At 71.5% G+C, this 14578-nt stretch carries 17 protein-coding genes; 10 read left to right on the top strand and 7 right to left on the bottom strand.

Annotated features, from left to right (window positions below; genetic code table 11):
• Positions 1-18: 18 nt before the first annotated feature.
• From OG737_RS02910 to OG737_RS02880, 7 genes are all read left to right on the top strand, one after another.
• Positions 19-858, top strand: a complete 840-nt coding sequence (locus OG737_RS02910) for a HipA family kinase (RefSeq protein ID WP_328924555.1) — start codon at positions 19-21, stop codon at positions 856-858.
• Positions 855-1238: a DUF3037 domain-containing protein gene (locus tag OG737_RS02905; protein ID WP_328924554.1), complete on the top strand. Its 384-nt coding sequence runs from the start codon at positions 855-857 to the stop codon at positions 1236-1238. Before OG737_RS02910 ends, OG737_RS02905 begins: the two co-directional genes overlap by 4 nt.
• A 149-nt stretch (positions 1239-1387) precedes the next feature.
• Positions 1388-2149 (top strand): 3-oxoacyl-ACP reductase FabG, encoded by a 762-nt coding sequence (gene fabG / locus OG737_RS02900; RefSeq protein WP_328924553.1) that lies wholly within the window; start codon positions 1388-1390, stop codon positions 2147-2149.
• Positions 2150-2178: 29 nt separating this feature from the next.
• On the top strand, positions 2179-2967 hold the full coding sequence (locus OG737_RS02895; RefSeq protein WP_328924552.1) for an SDR family oxidoreductase: 789 nt from the start codon (positions 2179-2181) through the stop codon (positions 2965-2967).
• Between the two features lie 152 nt (positions 2968-3119).
• Positions 3120-4703, top strand: coding sequence for an ABC transporter substrate-binding protein (locus OG737_RS02890; protein WP_328924551.1), 1584 nt, complete (start codon positions 3120-3122; stop codon positions 4701-4703).
• Between the two features lie 99 nt (positions 4704-4802).
• Positions 4803-5471: a uracil-DNA glycosylase gene (locus OG737_RS02885; RefSeq protein ID WP_328930193.1), complete on the top strand. Its 669-nt coding sequence runs from the start codon at positions 4803-4805 to the stop codon at positions 5469-5471.
• A gap of 136 nt (positions 5472-5607) precedes the next feature.
• Positions 5608-6084, top strand: a complete 477-nt coding sequence (locus tag OG737_RS02880) for a hypothetical protein (protein WP_328930192.1) — start codon at positions 5608-5610, stop codon at positions 6082-6084.
• Between the two features lie 21 nt (positions 6085-6105).
• Here the strand turns inward: OG737_RS02880 and OG737_RS02875 are convergent, their stop codons facing one another.
• Positions 6106-6642, bottom strand: a complete 537-nt coding sequence (locus OG737_RS02875; protein WP_328924550.1) for a hypothetical protein — start codon at positions 6640-6642, stop codon at positions 6106-6108.
• An 80-nt stretch (positions 6643-6722) separates the two neighbouring features.
• Positions 6723-7247, bottom strand: coding sequence for a DinB family protein (locus tag OG737_RS02870; RefSeq protein WP_328924549.1), 525 nt, complete (start codon positions 7245-7247; stop codon positions 6723-6725).
• 108 nt (positions 7248-7355) lie between these two features.
• Between OG737_RS02870 and OG737_RS02865 the strand changes: the two genes are divergently transcribed.
• Complete coding sequence (locus OG737_RS02865; protein ID WP_328924548.1) at positions 7356-8261, top strand: Gfo/Idh/MocA family oxidoreductase; 906 nt, start codon at positions 7356-7358, stop codon at positions 8259-8261.
• Here OG737_RS02865 and lnt read toward each other — a convergent pair.
• The 5 genes from lnt to OG737_RS02840 form a co-directional block, all read right to left on the bottom strand.
• Positions 8206-9771: an apolipoprotein N-acyltransferase gene (lnt, locus tag OG737_RS02860; protein WP_328924547.1), complete on the bottom strand. Its 1566-nt coding sequence runs from the start codon at positions 9769-9771 to the stop codon at positions 8206-8208. The two genes, OG737_RS02865 and lnt, sit on opposite strands and share 56 nt — an antisense overlap.
• Positions 9772-9798: 27 nt before the next feature.
• Positions 9799-10290 carry a nuclear transport factor 2 family protein gene (locus OG737_RS02855; protein ID WP_328924546.1) on the bottom strand — a complete coding sequence of 164 codons (492 nt, stop codon included), beginning with the start codon at positions 10288-10290 and terminating at the stop codon, positions 9799-9801.
• 81 nt (positions 10291-10371) lie between these two features.
• Positions 10372-10536: a hypothetical protein gene (locus OG737_RS02850; RefSeq protein WP_328924545.1), complete on the bottom strand. Its 165-nt coding sequence runs from the start codon at positions 10534-10536 to the stop codon at positions 10372-10374.
• Between the two features lie 113 nt (positions 10537-10649).
• On the bottom strand, positions 10650-11528 hold the full coding sequence (locus OG737_RS02845; RefSeq protein WP_328924544.1) for an undecaprenyl-diphosphate phosphatase: 879 nt from the start codon (positions 11526-11528) through the stop codon (positions 10650-10652).
• Positions 11529-11576: 48 nt separating this feature from the next.
• A complete protein-coding gene (locus OG737_RS02840; RefSeq protein ID WP_328924543.1) occupies positions 11577-12305 on the bottom strand; it encodes a VTT domain-containing protein in 729 nt (242 codons plus the stop codon).
• Between the two features lie 49 nt (positions 12306-12354).
• On the opposite strand from OG737_RS02840, the gene OG737_RS02835 reads away from it, so the two are divergent.
• Both OG737_RS02835 and tuf read left to right on the top strand, forming a co-directional pair.
• Positions 12355-13071, top strand: coding sequence for a DNA alkylation repair protein (locus tag OG737_RS02835; protein WP_328924542.1), 717 nt, complete (start codon positions 12355-12357; stop codon positions 13069-13071).
• A gap of 267 nt (positions 13072-13338) precedes the next feature.
• Positions 13339-14520, top strand: a complete 1182-nt coding sequence (tuf, locus tag OG737_RS02830) for an elongation factor Tu (RefSeq protein ID WP_328924541.1) — start codon at positions 13339-13341, stop codon at positions 14518-14520.
• Positions 14521-14578 lie beyond the last annotated feature (58 nt).

The following is a 14578-nucleotide window of genomic DNA, read 5'->3' as shown; positions in this document are numbered from 1 at the left end:
CCGCCGTAACCTGGGCGGATGCTGTCCGAAGTGATCGCGACCCGTTACGTCACGCCCCTGCGTGAGGGCGGCTCGCTCCCGGGGATCGTCGAGGCCGACGACCTCGGTACCTACGTCATGAAATTCACCGGAGCCGGCCAGGGCCGCAAGACCCTGGTCGCCGAAGTCATCTGCGGGCGCCTCGCCCAGCGGCTGGGCCTGCGGGTCCCGCGGCTGGTGCAGATGCAGCTCGACCCCGTCATCGGGCTCGGCGAGCCCGACCAGGAGGTCCAGGAACTGCTCAAGGCGAGCGGCGGGCTCAACCTCGGCATGGACTACCTGCCCGGGTCGATCGGCTTCGACCCGCTCGCCTACCAGGTCGACCCGGCCGAGGCGGGGCGCGTGGTCTGGTTCGACGCCCTGATCAACAACGTCGACCGGTCCTGGCGCAACCCCAACATGCTCGTCTGGCACGGGGACGTGTGGCTCATCGACCACGGCGCCACCATGATCTGGCACCACAACTGGCCCACCGCCGAGGCCGCCGCCGCCAAGCCGTACAACGCCTCCGACCACGTACTGGCCCCCGTCGGGCCGGACATCGCGGCCGCCGCCGCGGCGCTCGCACCGCTCGTCACCGAGGAACTGCTCACCGAGGTCACGGCCGACGTCCCGGACGAGTGGCTGGTCGACGAGCCGGGCTTCGACTCCACCGACGCGCTGCGCCGCGCCTATGTGGAGGCACTGCTGCCGCGCGCGGCCACGATCCACGAGAGGATCTCGATGGAGGCGGAGGTGAAGCCCCGGTCGGGTCCGCCCGGCTGGCTCGCCGACCGCCTCGACCCCCGCCCCCGGAAGAACAAGAGCGACAACGAGTGACCAAGCGGGACGTGTTCGAGTACGCGCTGGTGCGTGTGGTGCCCCGGATGGAGCGCGGCGAGTGTTTCAACGCCGGCGTGATCGTCTACTGCCGGGCGCGTTCGTACGTGGCGGCGCGCACCCATCTCGACGAGACGAAGCTGATGGTGCTGGATCCCGGGGCCGACGTGGCCGGGGTACGGGCCGCGCTGCACGGCGTGGAGGGCGTGTGTACGGGCGGCGAGTCCGCCGGTCAGGCGGCGGGTGACGACGCGGGGCGGCGGTTCCGGTGGCTGATCGCGCCGCGCAGCACGGTGGTGCAGCCGGGGCCGGTGCACACCGGCCTGACGGCCGATCCCGCCGCCGAGGTGGAGCGGCTGCTGGACCTGCTGGTCCGCTGACCGGGGTCCCGTCGGCGTTCGGGCGCCGACGGGGCCGGATCCGTCCCCGTTGACACGGAGTGTCATGGCTCCTAGCGTCTCCTCAGCTGAAGCTACTAAGCGGTTGCTCACCTCTGGGCGGCCGCCTCTCAAGGGCGAGGAGATCCAGCATGTCCACCACCGAGCAGCGCGTAGCGATCGTGACCGGGGCGGCCCGGGGCATCGGTGCGGCCACTGCCGTACGCCTGGCCGCCGAGGGCCGGGCCGTCGCCGTACTCGACCTCGACGAGGCGGCCTGCAAGGACACCGTGGAGGCGATCACGGCGGCCGGCGGCAAGGCCCTGGCGGTCGGCTGCGACGTCTCCGACGGCGCGCAGGTGGAAGCGGCCGTCGCGCGCGTCGCGAGCGAGCTCGGCGCCCCGACCATCCTGGTCAACAACGCGGGCGTGCTGCGCGACAACCTGCTCTTCAAGATGACCGAGACCGACTGGGACACGGTCATGAACGTCCACCTGCGCGGTGCCTTCCTGATGTCGAAGGCCTGTCAGAAGTACATGGTGGAGGCCAAGTTCGGCCGCATCGTGAACCTCTCCAGCAGCTCGGCGCTCGGCAACCGCGGCCAGGTCAACTACTCCGCCGCCAAGGCCGGTCTGCAGGGCTTCACCAAGACCCTGGCCATCGAGCTCGGCAAGTTCGGCGTCACCGCCAATGCCGTCGCCCCCGGCTTCATCGTCACCGAGATGACCGCCCAGACGGCCGCCCGCGTCGGCATGGGTTTCGAGGATTTCCAGGCGGCCGCCGCCACCCAGATCCCCGTCCAGCGCGTCGGGCGCCCGGACGACATCGCGAACGCGATCGCCTTCTTCACGGGCGAGGCCGCGGGCTTCGTCTCCGGCCAGGTCATGTACGTGGCCGGCGGCCCGCTCAACTGACGAGTCCACGAGAGGCAGGGCGTACGGCCATGACGGACAGCACGGACGAAAAGAACAACACGGAACGCGGCATCGACAGCGGCAAGGTCGCGCTGATCACCGGGGCGAGCCGGGGCATCGGCTACGGCATCGCCGAGGCGCTGATCGCGCGGGGCGACCGGCTCTGCATCACCGGACGCAACGAGGACGCCCTCAAGGAGGCCGTCGAGCGGCTCGGCGCCGACCGGGTGATCGGGGTGGCCGGGAAAGCGCACGACGAGGCCCACCAGGCCGTCGCCGTCGAGCGCACCATGGAGGCCTTCGGTCGCGTGGACTTCCTGGTGAACAACGCCGGCACCAATCCGGTCTTCGGCCCGATCGCGGACCTGGACCTCGGAGTCGCGCGCAAGGTCTTCGAGACCAATGTGATCTCGGCGCTCGGCTTCGCCCAGCAGACCTGGCACGCCTGGCAGAAGGACAACGGCGGGGCGATCGTGAACATCGCCTCCATCGCCGGCGTCTCCGCGTCGCCCTTCATCGGCGCCTACGGCATGAGCAAGGCCGCCATGATCAACCTCACGCTCCAGCTCGCCCACGAGATGGCGCCCGGGGTCCGGGTCAACGCGATCGCGCCCGCGGTGGTCAAGACGAAGTTCGCGCAGGCGCTCTACGAGGGCCGGGAACAGGAGGCCTCGGCCGCCTATCCGCTCGGCCGGCTCGGGGTCCCGGAGGACATCGGAGGGGCCACCGCATTTCTTACATCTGCACAAGCGGAATGGATCACGGGGCAAACTCTCGTCGTCGACGGGGGAATGTTCCTCAATGCCGGTGTGCACTGACCGATAGTCGGACGGATTTGCCTCCGATAAGGAGGTAAATGCATACCGAATGGGCACGGAACCGGTCATGTGCCCCACGAAACCAACCCATTGGATTTGTGGGGCACTGCGGTAGGGTCTGCCGCACCCCTGGCTGATCGAGGAGCGTGCACGTGTTCAACCGGACCAGATGCCTGCAGATCACTGCGGCCCTTGCGTCCATATCCCTGCTCGCCGGTTGCGGCCTGCTCTCGGATGAGGGCGCCGACGACGCGAAGAGGATCGTCGTCGGTACGACGAGCGCACCGAGCACCCTCGATCCCGCCGCGGCATGGGACGGCTCCTGGGAGCTGTACCGGAACGTCTACCAGACTCTGCTGGCCTTCCCCACGGGCGCCACCAAGCCCCAGCCGGACGCCGCCCAGAGCTGCGAGTTCACGGACGCCGCGAACGAGTCGTACCGGTGCACCCTGCGCAAGGGCCTGAAGTTCTCCAACGGGGAGCCGCTCGACGCCAAGGCGGTCAAGCACTCCTTGGACCGGATCCGGACCATCGGCTCCAAGGTCGGCCCCAAGGACCTCTTCGGCAGCCTCGACAAGATCGAGACCCCGGACGCCCTGACCGTCGTCTTCCACCTGAACACCCCGGACGCCACCTTCCCCCTCGTCCTCGGCTCGCCCGCCGCCTCGCTGGTCGCGCCCAAGGAGTACCCGGCCGACAAGGTCCGCGAGGACGGCAAGGTCACCGGTTCCGGCCCGTACGTGCTCGACTCGTACAAGGAGGGCTCCGAGGCCGTCCTCGGCAACAACGAGAGCTACGCGGGCTTCGCCAACCGCCGCAACAAGGGCGTGACCATCCGCTACTTCGCGGACTCCACGAAGATGCTCGCCTCGCTCAAGGCCAAGGAGATCGACGCCACCTACCGAGGCCTGTCGGCCGCCGAGATCAGGGACCTGCAGACCCCCGATTCGCACGCGGCGGGCGTCCAGGTCGTCGAGAACGTCGGCGCCGAGATCCGCTACCTGGTCTTCAACCCGAAGGACCCGGTGGTCGCCAAGCTCCCGGTCCGCCAGGCCATCGCCCAGATCGTCGACCGCGGGGTGCTCGTCTCCAAGGTCTACCAGGGCACCGCCGAGCCGCTGTACTCGATGGTTCCCAAGGGGGTCGTCGGCCACAAGACGCCGTTCTACGACAAGTACGGCCACTCGGACGTCGCCAAGGCCAAGAAGATCCTCAGGGACGCCGGTATCAACCAGCCGGTCGAGCTGACCCTCTGGTACACCACGGACCGGTACGGCTCCTCCACCGCCGACGAGTTCACCGAGCTCAAGCGCCAGCTGGACGAGAGCCTGCTCTTCAAGATCACGCTGCGCAGCCAGCCCTGGAAGGCCTTCCAGGAGGGCTACAAGGGCCAGGAGTACCCGGTCTTCGGCCGCGGCTGGTTCCCCGACTTCCCGGACCCGGACAACTTCATCGCGCCGTTCGTCGGCAAGGAGAACGCGGTCGGTACCCCGTACGAGCCCGCCGAGATCCTGACCGACCTGCTGCCGAAGACCCGTCGGGAGGGCGACCGCTCGGCCGGTGTCCACGAGTTCGAGCGGGCGCAGCAGATCTTCGCCGAGGACGTCCGGCTGCTGCCCCTGTGGCAGGGCAAGCTGTACGTCGCCTCGCGCGACGACATCGCGGGCGCCGAGCGGGCGCTGGACCCGCAGACCGTCATGCAGATGTGGGAGTTCTACCGCAAGACCAGCTGGTAGCCGCTTCACGAAGCGGGCGGCTGAGGCGTTGTCAGTGGCCCCCGGTAGGTTCTGGGCAGTTGAACCGAACTTGTACCGGAGGTTGTCGCCGTGACCCAGATGCTGCCCGAGTCCTGGCTCCCCGTCCTCGGCGGGGAGCTGGACCAGCCCTACTTCAAGGAACTCACGGAGTTCGTCGAGAAGGAGCGGGCGAACGGGCCGGTCTACCCGCCCCGCGAGCAGGTCTTCGCGGCCCTGGAGGCCACCCCCTTCGACCAGGTGAAGGTGCTGGTCCTCGGCCAGGACCCGTACCACGGCGCCGGGCAGGGCCACGGCCTGTGCTTCTCCGTCCAGCCCGGGGTCAAGACCCCGCCCTCGCTCCGCAACATCTACAAGGAGATGAAGGAGGAGCTGGGCCTGCCCGTCCCGGACAACGGGTACCTGATGCCGTGGGCCCGCCAGGGCGTCCTGCTGCTCAATGCGGTACTCACCGTGCGTGAGGCCGAGCCCAACTCGCACAAGGGCAAGGGCTGGGAGAAGTTCACCGACGCGGTGATCCGCTCCGTGTCCGAGCGCCCTGACCCGGCCGTCTTCGTGCTGTGGGGCGCCTACGCCCAGAAGAAGATCCCGCTGATCGACGAGGAGCGGCACGTGATCGTCAAGGGCGCCCACCCCTCCCCGCTGTCGGCCAAGAAGTTCTTCGGCTCCCGGCCCTTCACGCAGATCAACGAGGCCATCGCCGCCCAGGGCCATGAGCCGATCGACTGGCGGATCCCGGACCTCGGCTGACGGCCCACCGCGCCTCGGCGCCAATGCCGGTGCCTCCGGTTAGCTTCTTGACGATCAGACCGGAGCAGGTCTGGCGCAGAGCGAGCCGGAGGCCGCGGTGACGGAGCAGCAGCAGGAGGCGTCGGAGGACGCCGTCATGACCAGGATCGGCCAGGCGGTCATCCTGCTGCACGCCGGGGACCGCGAGGAGGCCCGCAACCGGCTCGGCGCGATCTGGTCCGAGATCGGCGAGGAGGGCGACGCCCTGCACCGGTGCACGCTCGCCCACTACATGGCCGACGCCCAGGACGAGCCCGCCGACGAACTGGCCTGGGACCTCAGGGCCCTCGGCGCGGCCGAGGAGCTCCGGGACGGGCCGCCGGCACACCGGGAGCCCCATCAGGCGATGCGTGTGTTCTACCCGTCCCTGCACCTCAGCCTGGCCGCCGACTACGTGAAGCTCCAGCGGCCGGAGGCGGCCCGGGTCCACCTGGCGCGGGCCCGCGCCGCCACGGGCGCGCTGCCCGACGACGGGTACGGCAACGGCGTACGGGCCGCCATCGCCCGGCTGGAGCGGCGGCTCGCGGCGGAACCGGGCGGGGGTCCCCGGCCGTTCCCGGAACAGTCTCCCTGATCCGGCCGGCCCGGGAGCGGATCAGTCCCCGTGGAGGCCCGCGCAGATGCGGGCCTCGGGGCTGTCCGGGCGCCACCGCCCGTGCCGGCGGCCCAGCGCGCACACGTCGGCGGCCCGCACCGGCAGTTCCCGCACCAGCTCACGCTCCACCGCGGCGCCGGGCCGCGGGCCGTGCGGGCGGCCGCCTTCCTGACGGCCCGCTACGGGCTCGGCGGGCCTGCGCGGCTCCGGGATGTCCGGCACCGGCGGCGCGGCCTCCAGCGGCCCGTCGGAGGCACCCTGGGCGGTGCGCCCGGCGGACCGCCCGGCGGGGGCGGGGCCCGCGGGCCGCGCCGGTTGCTCCGCGGCCGCCTCCAACGCCTCCAGGGCAGGTGCCTGGACGATCACCGGGGCGGTTTCCGGCCCGCCGCGCGGTTCGTGGTGCGGCGGCAGCCCCGCGGAGGGAGCCGCCGCCCCCGGCTGCCCGGGGGCGGGGCTCACGTTCACGCAGCCGGAGACGGCCGAGACAGCACAGGCGACTCCGAGCAGCAGTTTCGTCGTGGTTCGGGTTGGGTGCACTCGCGCAACTCTGCTCCGCGAGGACCACGTTGCGAAAACCCGCAGCCCATATTCACCCCGCACGGGTGACGGAACACCCGCTAGTCGCCGGTGGCTCCGTCTATCTGCTCGCGCAGCAGATCCGCGTGGCCGTTGTGGCGCGCGTACTCCTCGATCATGTGGGTGTAGACCCAGCGCAGGCTGAACACCTCGCCCCGGTGGTGGCTCTCGGCGTCCGACAGCAGGTCCAGCGACCGGCCCGCGGCGGCCTGGCGCGCCAGCTCGACCTCGGTCTGCCACACCTGCTCCCCCTCGGCCCAGGTGTCCTTCTCGGTGAAGTGGAAGTCCCCGTCCGGGTCCTCGCTGGTGCAGTACAGCTCGGGAAGCTCCTCGCCGAGCATGATCTCCCGGAACCAGTACCGCTCCACCTCGGCCATGTGCCGTACGAGACCCAGCAGGCTCAGTTCCGAGGGCGGGAGCGGGCTGCGGCGCAGCTGCTCGTCCTGGAGCCCCTCGCACTTCCAGGCGAGGGTGGCGCGGTGGTAGTCGAGCCAGCCGTCGAGCATGCCGCGCTCGTCGGCGGTGGTGGAGGGCTCATTGCGATGTGATCCGGAACTGGTGGTCATGGGGGACATCCTCGGCGAACACCGCCCCCGCCACCAGGGATTAAGTCCAGCTCGGCCGCAGGACCTAAGCTGCCGGAGTCCCACACGGAACGAAACAGGAGGCTCTCGGTGAAGGTCGGCTGCATCGGACTCGGCGACATCGCGCAGAAGGCGTACCTGCCCGTCCTCACCACCCGCCCGGGCGTCGAGCTGCACCTGCAGACCCGCACCCCCGCCACGCTGGAACGGGTCGGCGCGGCCCACCACATCCCGGCCGGGCGCCTGCACACCGATCTCGACGCCCTGCTCGCCGAAGGACTCGACGCGGCGTTCGTGCACGCTTCGACCGCCGCCCATCCCGAGATCGTCGGGCGGCTGCTGGAGGCCGGCGTGCCGACGTACGTGGACAAGCCGCTCGCGTACGAGCTCGCGGACTCGGCAAGGCTCGTGCAACTGGCGGAGGAGCGCGGGGTCTCGCTCGCCGTCGGCTTCAACCGCCGCTACGCGCCCGGCTACGCCCAGTGCGCCGACCACCCGCGCGAACTGATCGTCATGCAGAAGAACCGCGTCGGGCTGCCCGAAGACCCGCGCACGCTCGTGCTGGACGACTTCATCCACGTCGTCGACACCCTGCGCTTCCTGCTGCCCGGCGAGGCCGACCACATCGACGTACGGGCCGTGGTGCGGGAGGGACTGATGCACCAGGTGGTGCTCCAGTTGTCCGGCCACGGCTTCATCGCGCTCGGCATCATGAACCGGCTGTCCGGTTCCACCGAGGAGATCCTGGAGGTGTCCGGCCAGGACACCAAGCGGCAGGTCGTCAACCTCGCGGAGGTCATCGACCACAAGGGCCAGCCGACCGTGCGGCGCCGCGGGGACTGGGTGCCGGTCGCCCGCCAGCGCGGCATCGAGCAGGTCGTGGACGCCTTCCTGGTGGCCGTCGAGACGGGCAGGACGCTCAGCGCGCGGGACGCGCTGCTCACCCACGAGCTGTGCGAGCGCGTGGTGAGCTCGGCTCTGGCACAGGCCTCCTGAGCGCTCGGGCGCCCTCCACCGCGCAGAAGGCCGCCAGCGAGGCGAGGGCCGCGGCCACCGCCCAGTCCCCGAAGCGGACGTAGAGGGTGGCGCCCCGGGCGAGCGGGACCTCGTACACCTGCGCCGTGCTCGCGGAGGTGGGCAGGGCGGGGCCGATCCGCTCCCCGGAGGGGCCGTGCACCACGCTGACGCCGGTGAGGGTGGCGTGCACCACCGGGCGGCCGGTCTCGGCCGCCCGCAGCGCGGCCAGTGAGGCGTGCTGGGCCGGGGCCCAGCTGCCCTGGAAGCTGGAGGTCGCCGACTGGGCGACGAGGAGGCCGGCCCCCTCGCGCGCCAGGTGCCGGCTCATGTCGGGGAAGGCCGACTCGAAGCAGACCAGCGGGCCGACGCGGACGCCGGGCCGGCCGTCCGGCCGCCCGGGCAGGTTCATCACCACCGGTGTGTCACCCGCCACCCGGTCCTCGCCGGCCGCCTTGCCGACCGAGGTGGCCCAGCCGAGCAGGGCCCGGGCCGGTATGTACTCGCCGAACGGGACCAGCCGCATCTTGTCGTACCGGTCGCCGGTGGGGCCTCCGGGGCCTATGAGTACCGCGCTCTTGCGGATCCCGGGGCTGTCGGCCCCCCGTGCGTCCACGTTGACCAGCAGCGGAGCCCCGACCTGCGCGGACAGCGAAGCCAGCCGTCCGGCCAGGTCCGGGCGGGCCGCCAGGTCCCCGCCGACGCTGCTCTCGCCCCACACCACCAGGTCGATCGGCCGCCCGGACAGGTCCCGGGTGAGCCGTTCCCCGGCGGCGAACCGCCGTTCCGCGCTGTCCGGGCCGTCCGCCACCACGCCCGGCTGCACGACGGCCACGCGCAGCCCGCCCGACACCTCGGGGCGCGGCGCCCACAGCCACGCCACTCCCGTCAGCACCGCGCACCCCGCCACCCCGGCCACCGCCGGGACCCGCGCCCCGGGCACCGCGACGAGCAGCACCACCGCACAGTTCACCGCCACCACGAGCAGGCTCACCAGCCACACCCCGCCCGCCGAGGCCAGCCGCAGCGCGGGCGGTACCTGCCACTGGCTCGCCCCCAGCAGCCCCCACGGCCCGCCCAGCCCCTGCCAGGACCGCACCAGCTCCGACAGCAACCACCCGGCCGGTACGAGGACCAGCGCGGCGCCCGTACGTCCCGCCGACGGGACCCCGCCGAGCAACTCCCGCACCAGCAGGGCCCAGGGGATCCAGAGCAGGCCCAGCAGGGCGGCCACCGGCACCAGGAACACGTGCAGGCTGGGCAGCAGCCAGTGATGGACGGCGACGATGAAGGCCGCACCGCCGAGCCAGCCCTCCAGCACGGCCCGCCGCCCCGTGGGAGCCGACCGCAGCAGCAGCATCCAGGGCACGAGGGCGACGTAGGCGAACCACCAGAGCGCGGGCGCGGGGAAGGCGAGGGCGGGCAGTGCCCCGGCGGCGACGGCGGCCGACGCACGCCACCGCGGGGACCAACGGGCACGGATCGGGACCATGGCGCGCCTCCGCTTCCAGTGTGGCAGTCAGGCGGAGATGTGCCGCCACTTCTCGTGCACGGTGACGCGGGTGAGCCGCCAGCCGTCGCGGGTGCGGGCCAGCGCGAAGGAGTAGCGCCCGGCGGCGACGAAGTTGGGCGCCGTCACCGTGCCGTCCGCCGCTTCGCCGTCCGCCGCTTCGCCGTCCGTTCCTTCAAGACGCATCGGATTGAGGAAGTCGGCCCGCACCTCGGCGCTGTCGCCGGGTGAACCGCCCAGGTCCTCCAGCCGGATCAGCCGGTTCACGATCAGGTGCTGACGCACCGGGAACAGCTTCATCGTCTCCGCGAGCCAGTCGGCGACCTCCCCGGCCGGACCCTCGATCCCGCCCGCGGAGCTGTAGTCGGCCCGCCCGGAGGCGGTGAACAGGGCGCGGTACGCCGCCCAGTCGCCGTCGTCGACGGCCACCGCGTACCCCGTGACCACCTCGTCGATCGCCAGCCGGTCCATTACCGTGGCGAGGTCCACACGCTGCGTCATCGGGTCAGTGTGGGGCTGTTGGGTCAGGAGGCCAAGGGCCGTGCGCCGACGGGATCTTCTCCCGGACCCCCAGTGACCGGATTACGCCTCCCGCTGCCGGACCACGACGAGGAACGCGTCGCTGTCCAGATCCATCACCACCTCGGCCGGCACGCCCTCGCGCATCCGCTGCGCGGCGTACTCCTCGGCGGGCCAGCTCCCCCTCGGACTTCCGGCCGGAAAACGCTCCAGAACCACGCGACCCATGGGACACCCCCTGCTTCTGCCTTCAGGTCTCTCCGGGACAACGACGCAAAGGCCGCCCGGGAACGTTCCCGAGCGGCCTCCGGTTCACGCGAAGCGGTGAAGTGGGCGCCTTGCTAGGAGCCGGACTCACCCGCGTGCGGGCTCAGCACGTCCGTCCCGATCAGGATGAACAGGGCGACGCCCAGCACGATCCGGTAGATCACGAAGGGCATGAAGCTCTTGGTGGAAATGAACTTCATGAACCACGCGATGACCACGTAGCCGACGAAGAAGGCGATGACCGTCGCGAAGATGGTCGGCCCCCAGGAGATGTGGCCGGGGCTCTCGACCACGTCCTTGATCTCGAACACGCCCGAGGCCAGCACGGCCGGAATGGCGAGGAGGAAGGAGTAGCGGGCAGCCGCCTCGCGCGTGAAGCCCAGCAGCAGACCGCCGGAGATCGTCGCGCCGGACCGGGACACGCCGGGGATCAGGGCCATCGCCTGGCAGACACCGAAGATCAGGCCGTCCTTGACGCCCAGCTCCTTCAGCGTCTTGCGCTCGCGGACCGCGCGGTGGCGCCCGCCTTCCTCGTCGCGGGCGGCCAGCCGGTCGGCCACGCCCAGCACGACGCCCATCACGATGAGGGTGGTGGCGGTCAGCCGCAGATCGCGGAACGGGCCCTCGATCTGGTCCTTGAACGCGAGGCCGAGGACGCCGATCGGGATCGAGCCGACGATCACCAGCCAGCCCATCTTCGCGTCCTGCTCGGAGCGCAGCGAAGACGTGTACAGCGAGCGGAACCAGGTGGAGACGATCCGCGCGATGTCCTTGCGGAAGTAGATCAGTACGGCGGCCTCGGTGCCGATCTGCGTGATGGCGGTGAAGGCCGCTCCCGGGTCGTGCCAGCCGGCGAACGCCGCGGTCAGCCGCAGGTGGGCGCTGGAGGAGATCGGGAGGAACTCCGTAAGCCCCTGGACGAGACCGAGGATTAGGGATTCGAACCAGCTCATGTCGGGGTGCGCTCGTCCTTGTGATCGTCGGGCAGTTCGGGTCCGATGCTAGGGCCCGTGCGAAGCACCGGTGACCACAGGGGGGTGCTGAGGCGCCAGTTCGTACGTCGACGCGGGGATCCGGGCGGGTGCCAGGCGGTGCCGCTTGCGCCAGGCGACCACTCCGGCGGCCACCACCGAGACCACGATGAAGCCGAACGAGGCGAGGAACGCGGGCGAGCCGGGGGAGGAGGCGCTGGCCCCCGCGATCACGTACGCCGCGGTGTTCGGGACGACCCCGAGCGCCGTGGCGCCGAGGAAGGGCAGCCAGCCGCAGCGGGACACCGCCGCACAGTAGTTGGCCACGACGAAGGGCATCCCGGGGAAGAGCCGCACGGCGAGCATCGAACGGAAGCCGTGCCGACTGAGCTGCCCGTCGGCCGCCTGGAGCCAGCGGCCGCGCACGTACGGACGCAGGGCCTCCTGGCCCATGATCCGCCCCAGCCCGAAGGCGATCGCGGCGCCGAGCACCGTGCCGCCGACCGCCGCGAGGAGGCCGAACTGGGTGCCGAACACCGCTCCCGCGGCCAGGTTGAGCAGGGGGCGCGGGACGAAGGCCGCCGCGCACACGCCGTACCCGGCGGCGAACAGCAGGACCGCCGCGCCTACCGGGAACCCCGGGGGCCACCCCTCCGACAGGATGCGCTGGGGCTCGTACAGCAGCACGCACACGCCGGCCGCCACGAGCAGCACGACGAGCAGTGACAGCCGGGTCCACGGCGCGAGGAGGAGGGACATCCCGGGAGACTAGCCGACCGGTGCGGCGCCTCGCCGTAATCTGGGCCTCATGCTGTCGAACGACCGGCGACCTCCGAACGTGCCGCGCAGCGCCTTCGCCGACACCCTCCTGGAGCGGCTGACCGAGGCGTACGCGGCGGCGGCCGACCCCGTGCGGGCCCGGGCCATGAGCACGTACATGAAGGACGTCGCCCCCTTCCTCGGCATTCCCACCCCGCTGCGCCGCGAGCTGTCCAAGGCAGTGACCAAGGACACACCGCGGCCGTCGGAGGCGGACTGCGCGGCGCTCGCGCTGTGCTGCTGGCGGCTGCCGGAGCGCGAGTACCACTACTTCGCGGTGGACTACCTGCGCAGGCACGTCTCCCGGTGCTCCTCCGGCCTGCTGCCGGTGGCCCGGCACCTGATCACCACCGTCCCGTGGTGGGACACGGTCGACCTGCTGGCCGCGCACACGGTGGGCCCGCTGGTGGCCGCCGACCCCGCGCTGGCGGCGGTGACGGACGAGTGGTCCGGCGACGAGGACCTCTGGCTGGTCCGCACCGCCCTGCTCCACCAGCTGCGCTTCAAGTCCGCCACCGACACGGGCCGGCTCTTCGGCTACTGCCGCCGCCAGGCGGACCACCCGGACTTCTTCGTCCGCAAGGCCATCGGCTGGTGCCTGCGGGAGTACGCGAAGACCGACCCCGCCGCCGTGCGCGCCTTCGTCGAGGCCGAACGCGGCTCCCTGTCCCCGCTGTCCGTACGCGAGGCGCTCAAGAACCTCTGAGCGCGCGGAAATTCATTCGACGGGCCCGGGGCGGTCCGGCAGGATCAGGGGCATGTCCCGGTACGCCTTCCCCGTCGCATCGTCCGCAGTCGCGGACGCGCCGAAGGCTGCCGCATCCGCTGTCGCTGTTCCCGCAGAGGCATTCCCCTTCGCCGCATTCGACGGCGCACGAAGCTGACCCTTCCCGGATCGTCCGGCGGACCCCGCAGGGGGAGGGTCGGCTCGACTCAGGGGTCCCGTTCCAGCTTCGAGCCACGGGAAGAGATCATGGCCAAGACGGCCTTCGTGCGGACCAAGCCGCACCTCAACATCGGCACCATGGGTCACGTCGACCACGGCAAGACCACCCTCACCGCCGCCATCACCAAGGTCCTCGCCGAGCGCGGCGGCGCCTCCTTCATGCCCTTCGACCGCATCGACCGGGCCCCCGAGGAGGCCCGGCGCGGGATCACCATCAACCTCACGCACGTCGAGTACGAGACCGACACCCGCCACTACGCCCACGTGGACATGCCCGGCCACGCCGACTACGTCAAGAACATGGTCACCGGCGCCGCGCAGCTCGACGGGGCGATCCTCGTCGTCTCCGCGCTCGACGGGGTCATGCCGCAGACCGCCGAGCACGTGCTCCTCGCCCGGCAGGTCGGCGTCGACCACATCGTGGTGGCGCTCAACAAGGCGGACGCGGGGGACCCCGAGCTGACCGACCTGGTCGAGCTGGAGGTCCGCGAGCTGCTCACCGCGCACGGCTACGGCGGTGACGGCGCGCCGGTCGTACGGGTCTCCGGGCTCGGGGCGCTGGAGGGCGACCCGCGGTGGACCGGGGCGATCCAGGCGCTGCTGGACGCGGTCGACACCTACGTGCCGACCCCGGTGCGCTACACCGACGCGCCGTTCCTGCTGCCGGTGGAGAACGTGCTGACCATCACCGGACGCGGGACCGTCGTGACCGGCGCCGTCGAGCGGGGCAGCATCCGGCTCGGCGACCGCGTGAGCATGCTCGGCGCGGACGGAGCGTCCGACCCGGTCGTGGTCACCGGGCTGGAGACCTTCGGCAAGCCGATGGAGTCCGCCGAGGCGGGGGACAACGTCGCGCTGCTGCTGCGCGGGGTCCAACGGCACCAGGTGCGCCGCGGCGACGTGGTGGCCGCTCCCGGCAGCGTGACGCCGAAGCGGCGCTTCACGGCGCAGGTGTACGTGCTCTCCACCGGCGAGGGCGGTCGTACGACGCCCGTCGCCACCGGATACCGGCCGCAGTTCTACATCCGCACCGCCGACGTGGTGGGGGACGTGGACCTGGGGGAGGCCGGCGTGGCCCGGCCGGGGGAGACGGTCACCATGACCGTCGAGCTCGGGCGGGACGTCCCGCTGGAGTCGGGGCTCGGCTTCGCGATCCGCGAAGGCGGCAGGACCGTCGGCGCGGGCACGGTGACGGCCGTCCTGGGGTGACTCGGGCGGGCTGATCCGGGCCCCGTCTGTGGTGACGGCGGGCCGGGTGCGTCAGACT

It is taken from the genome of Streptomyces sp. NBC_00122, assembly GCF_045160845.1.
GTDB lineage: Bacteria > Actinomycetota > Actinomycetes > Streptomycetales > Streptomycetaceae > Streptomyces.
This window is presented reverse-complemented; position numbering and strand designations above follow the sequence as displayed.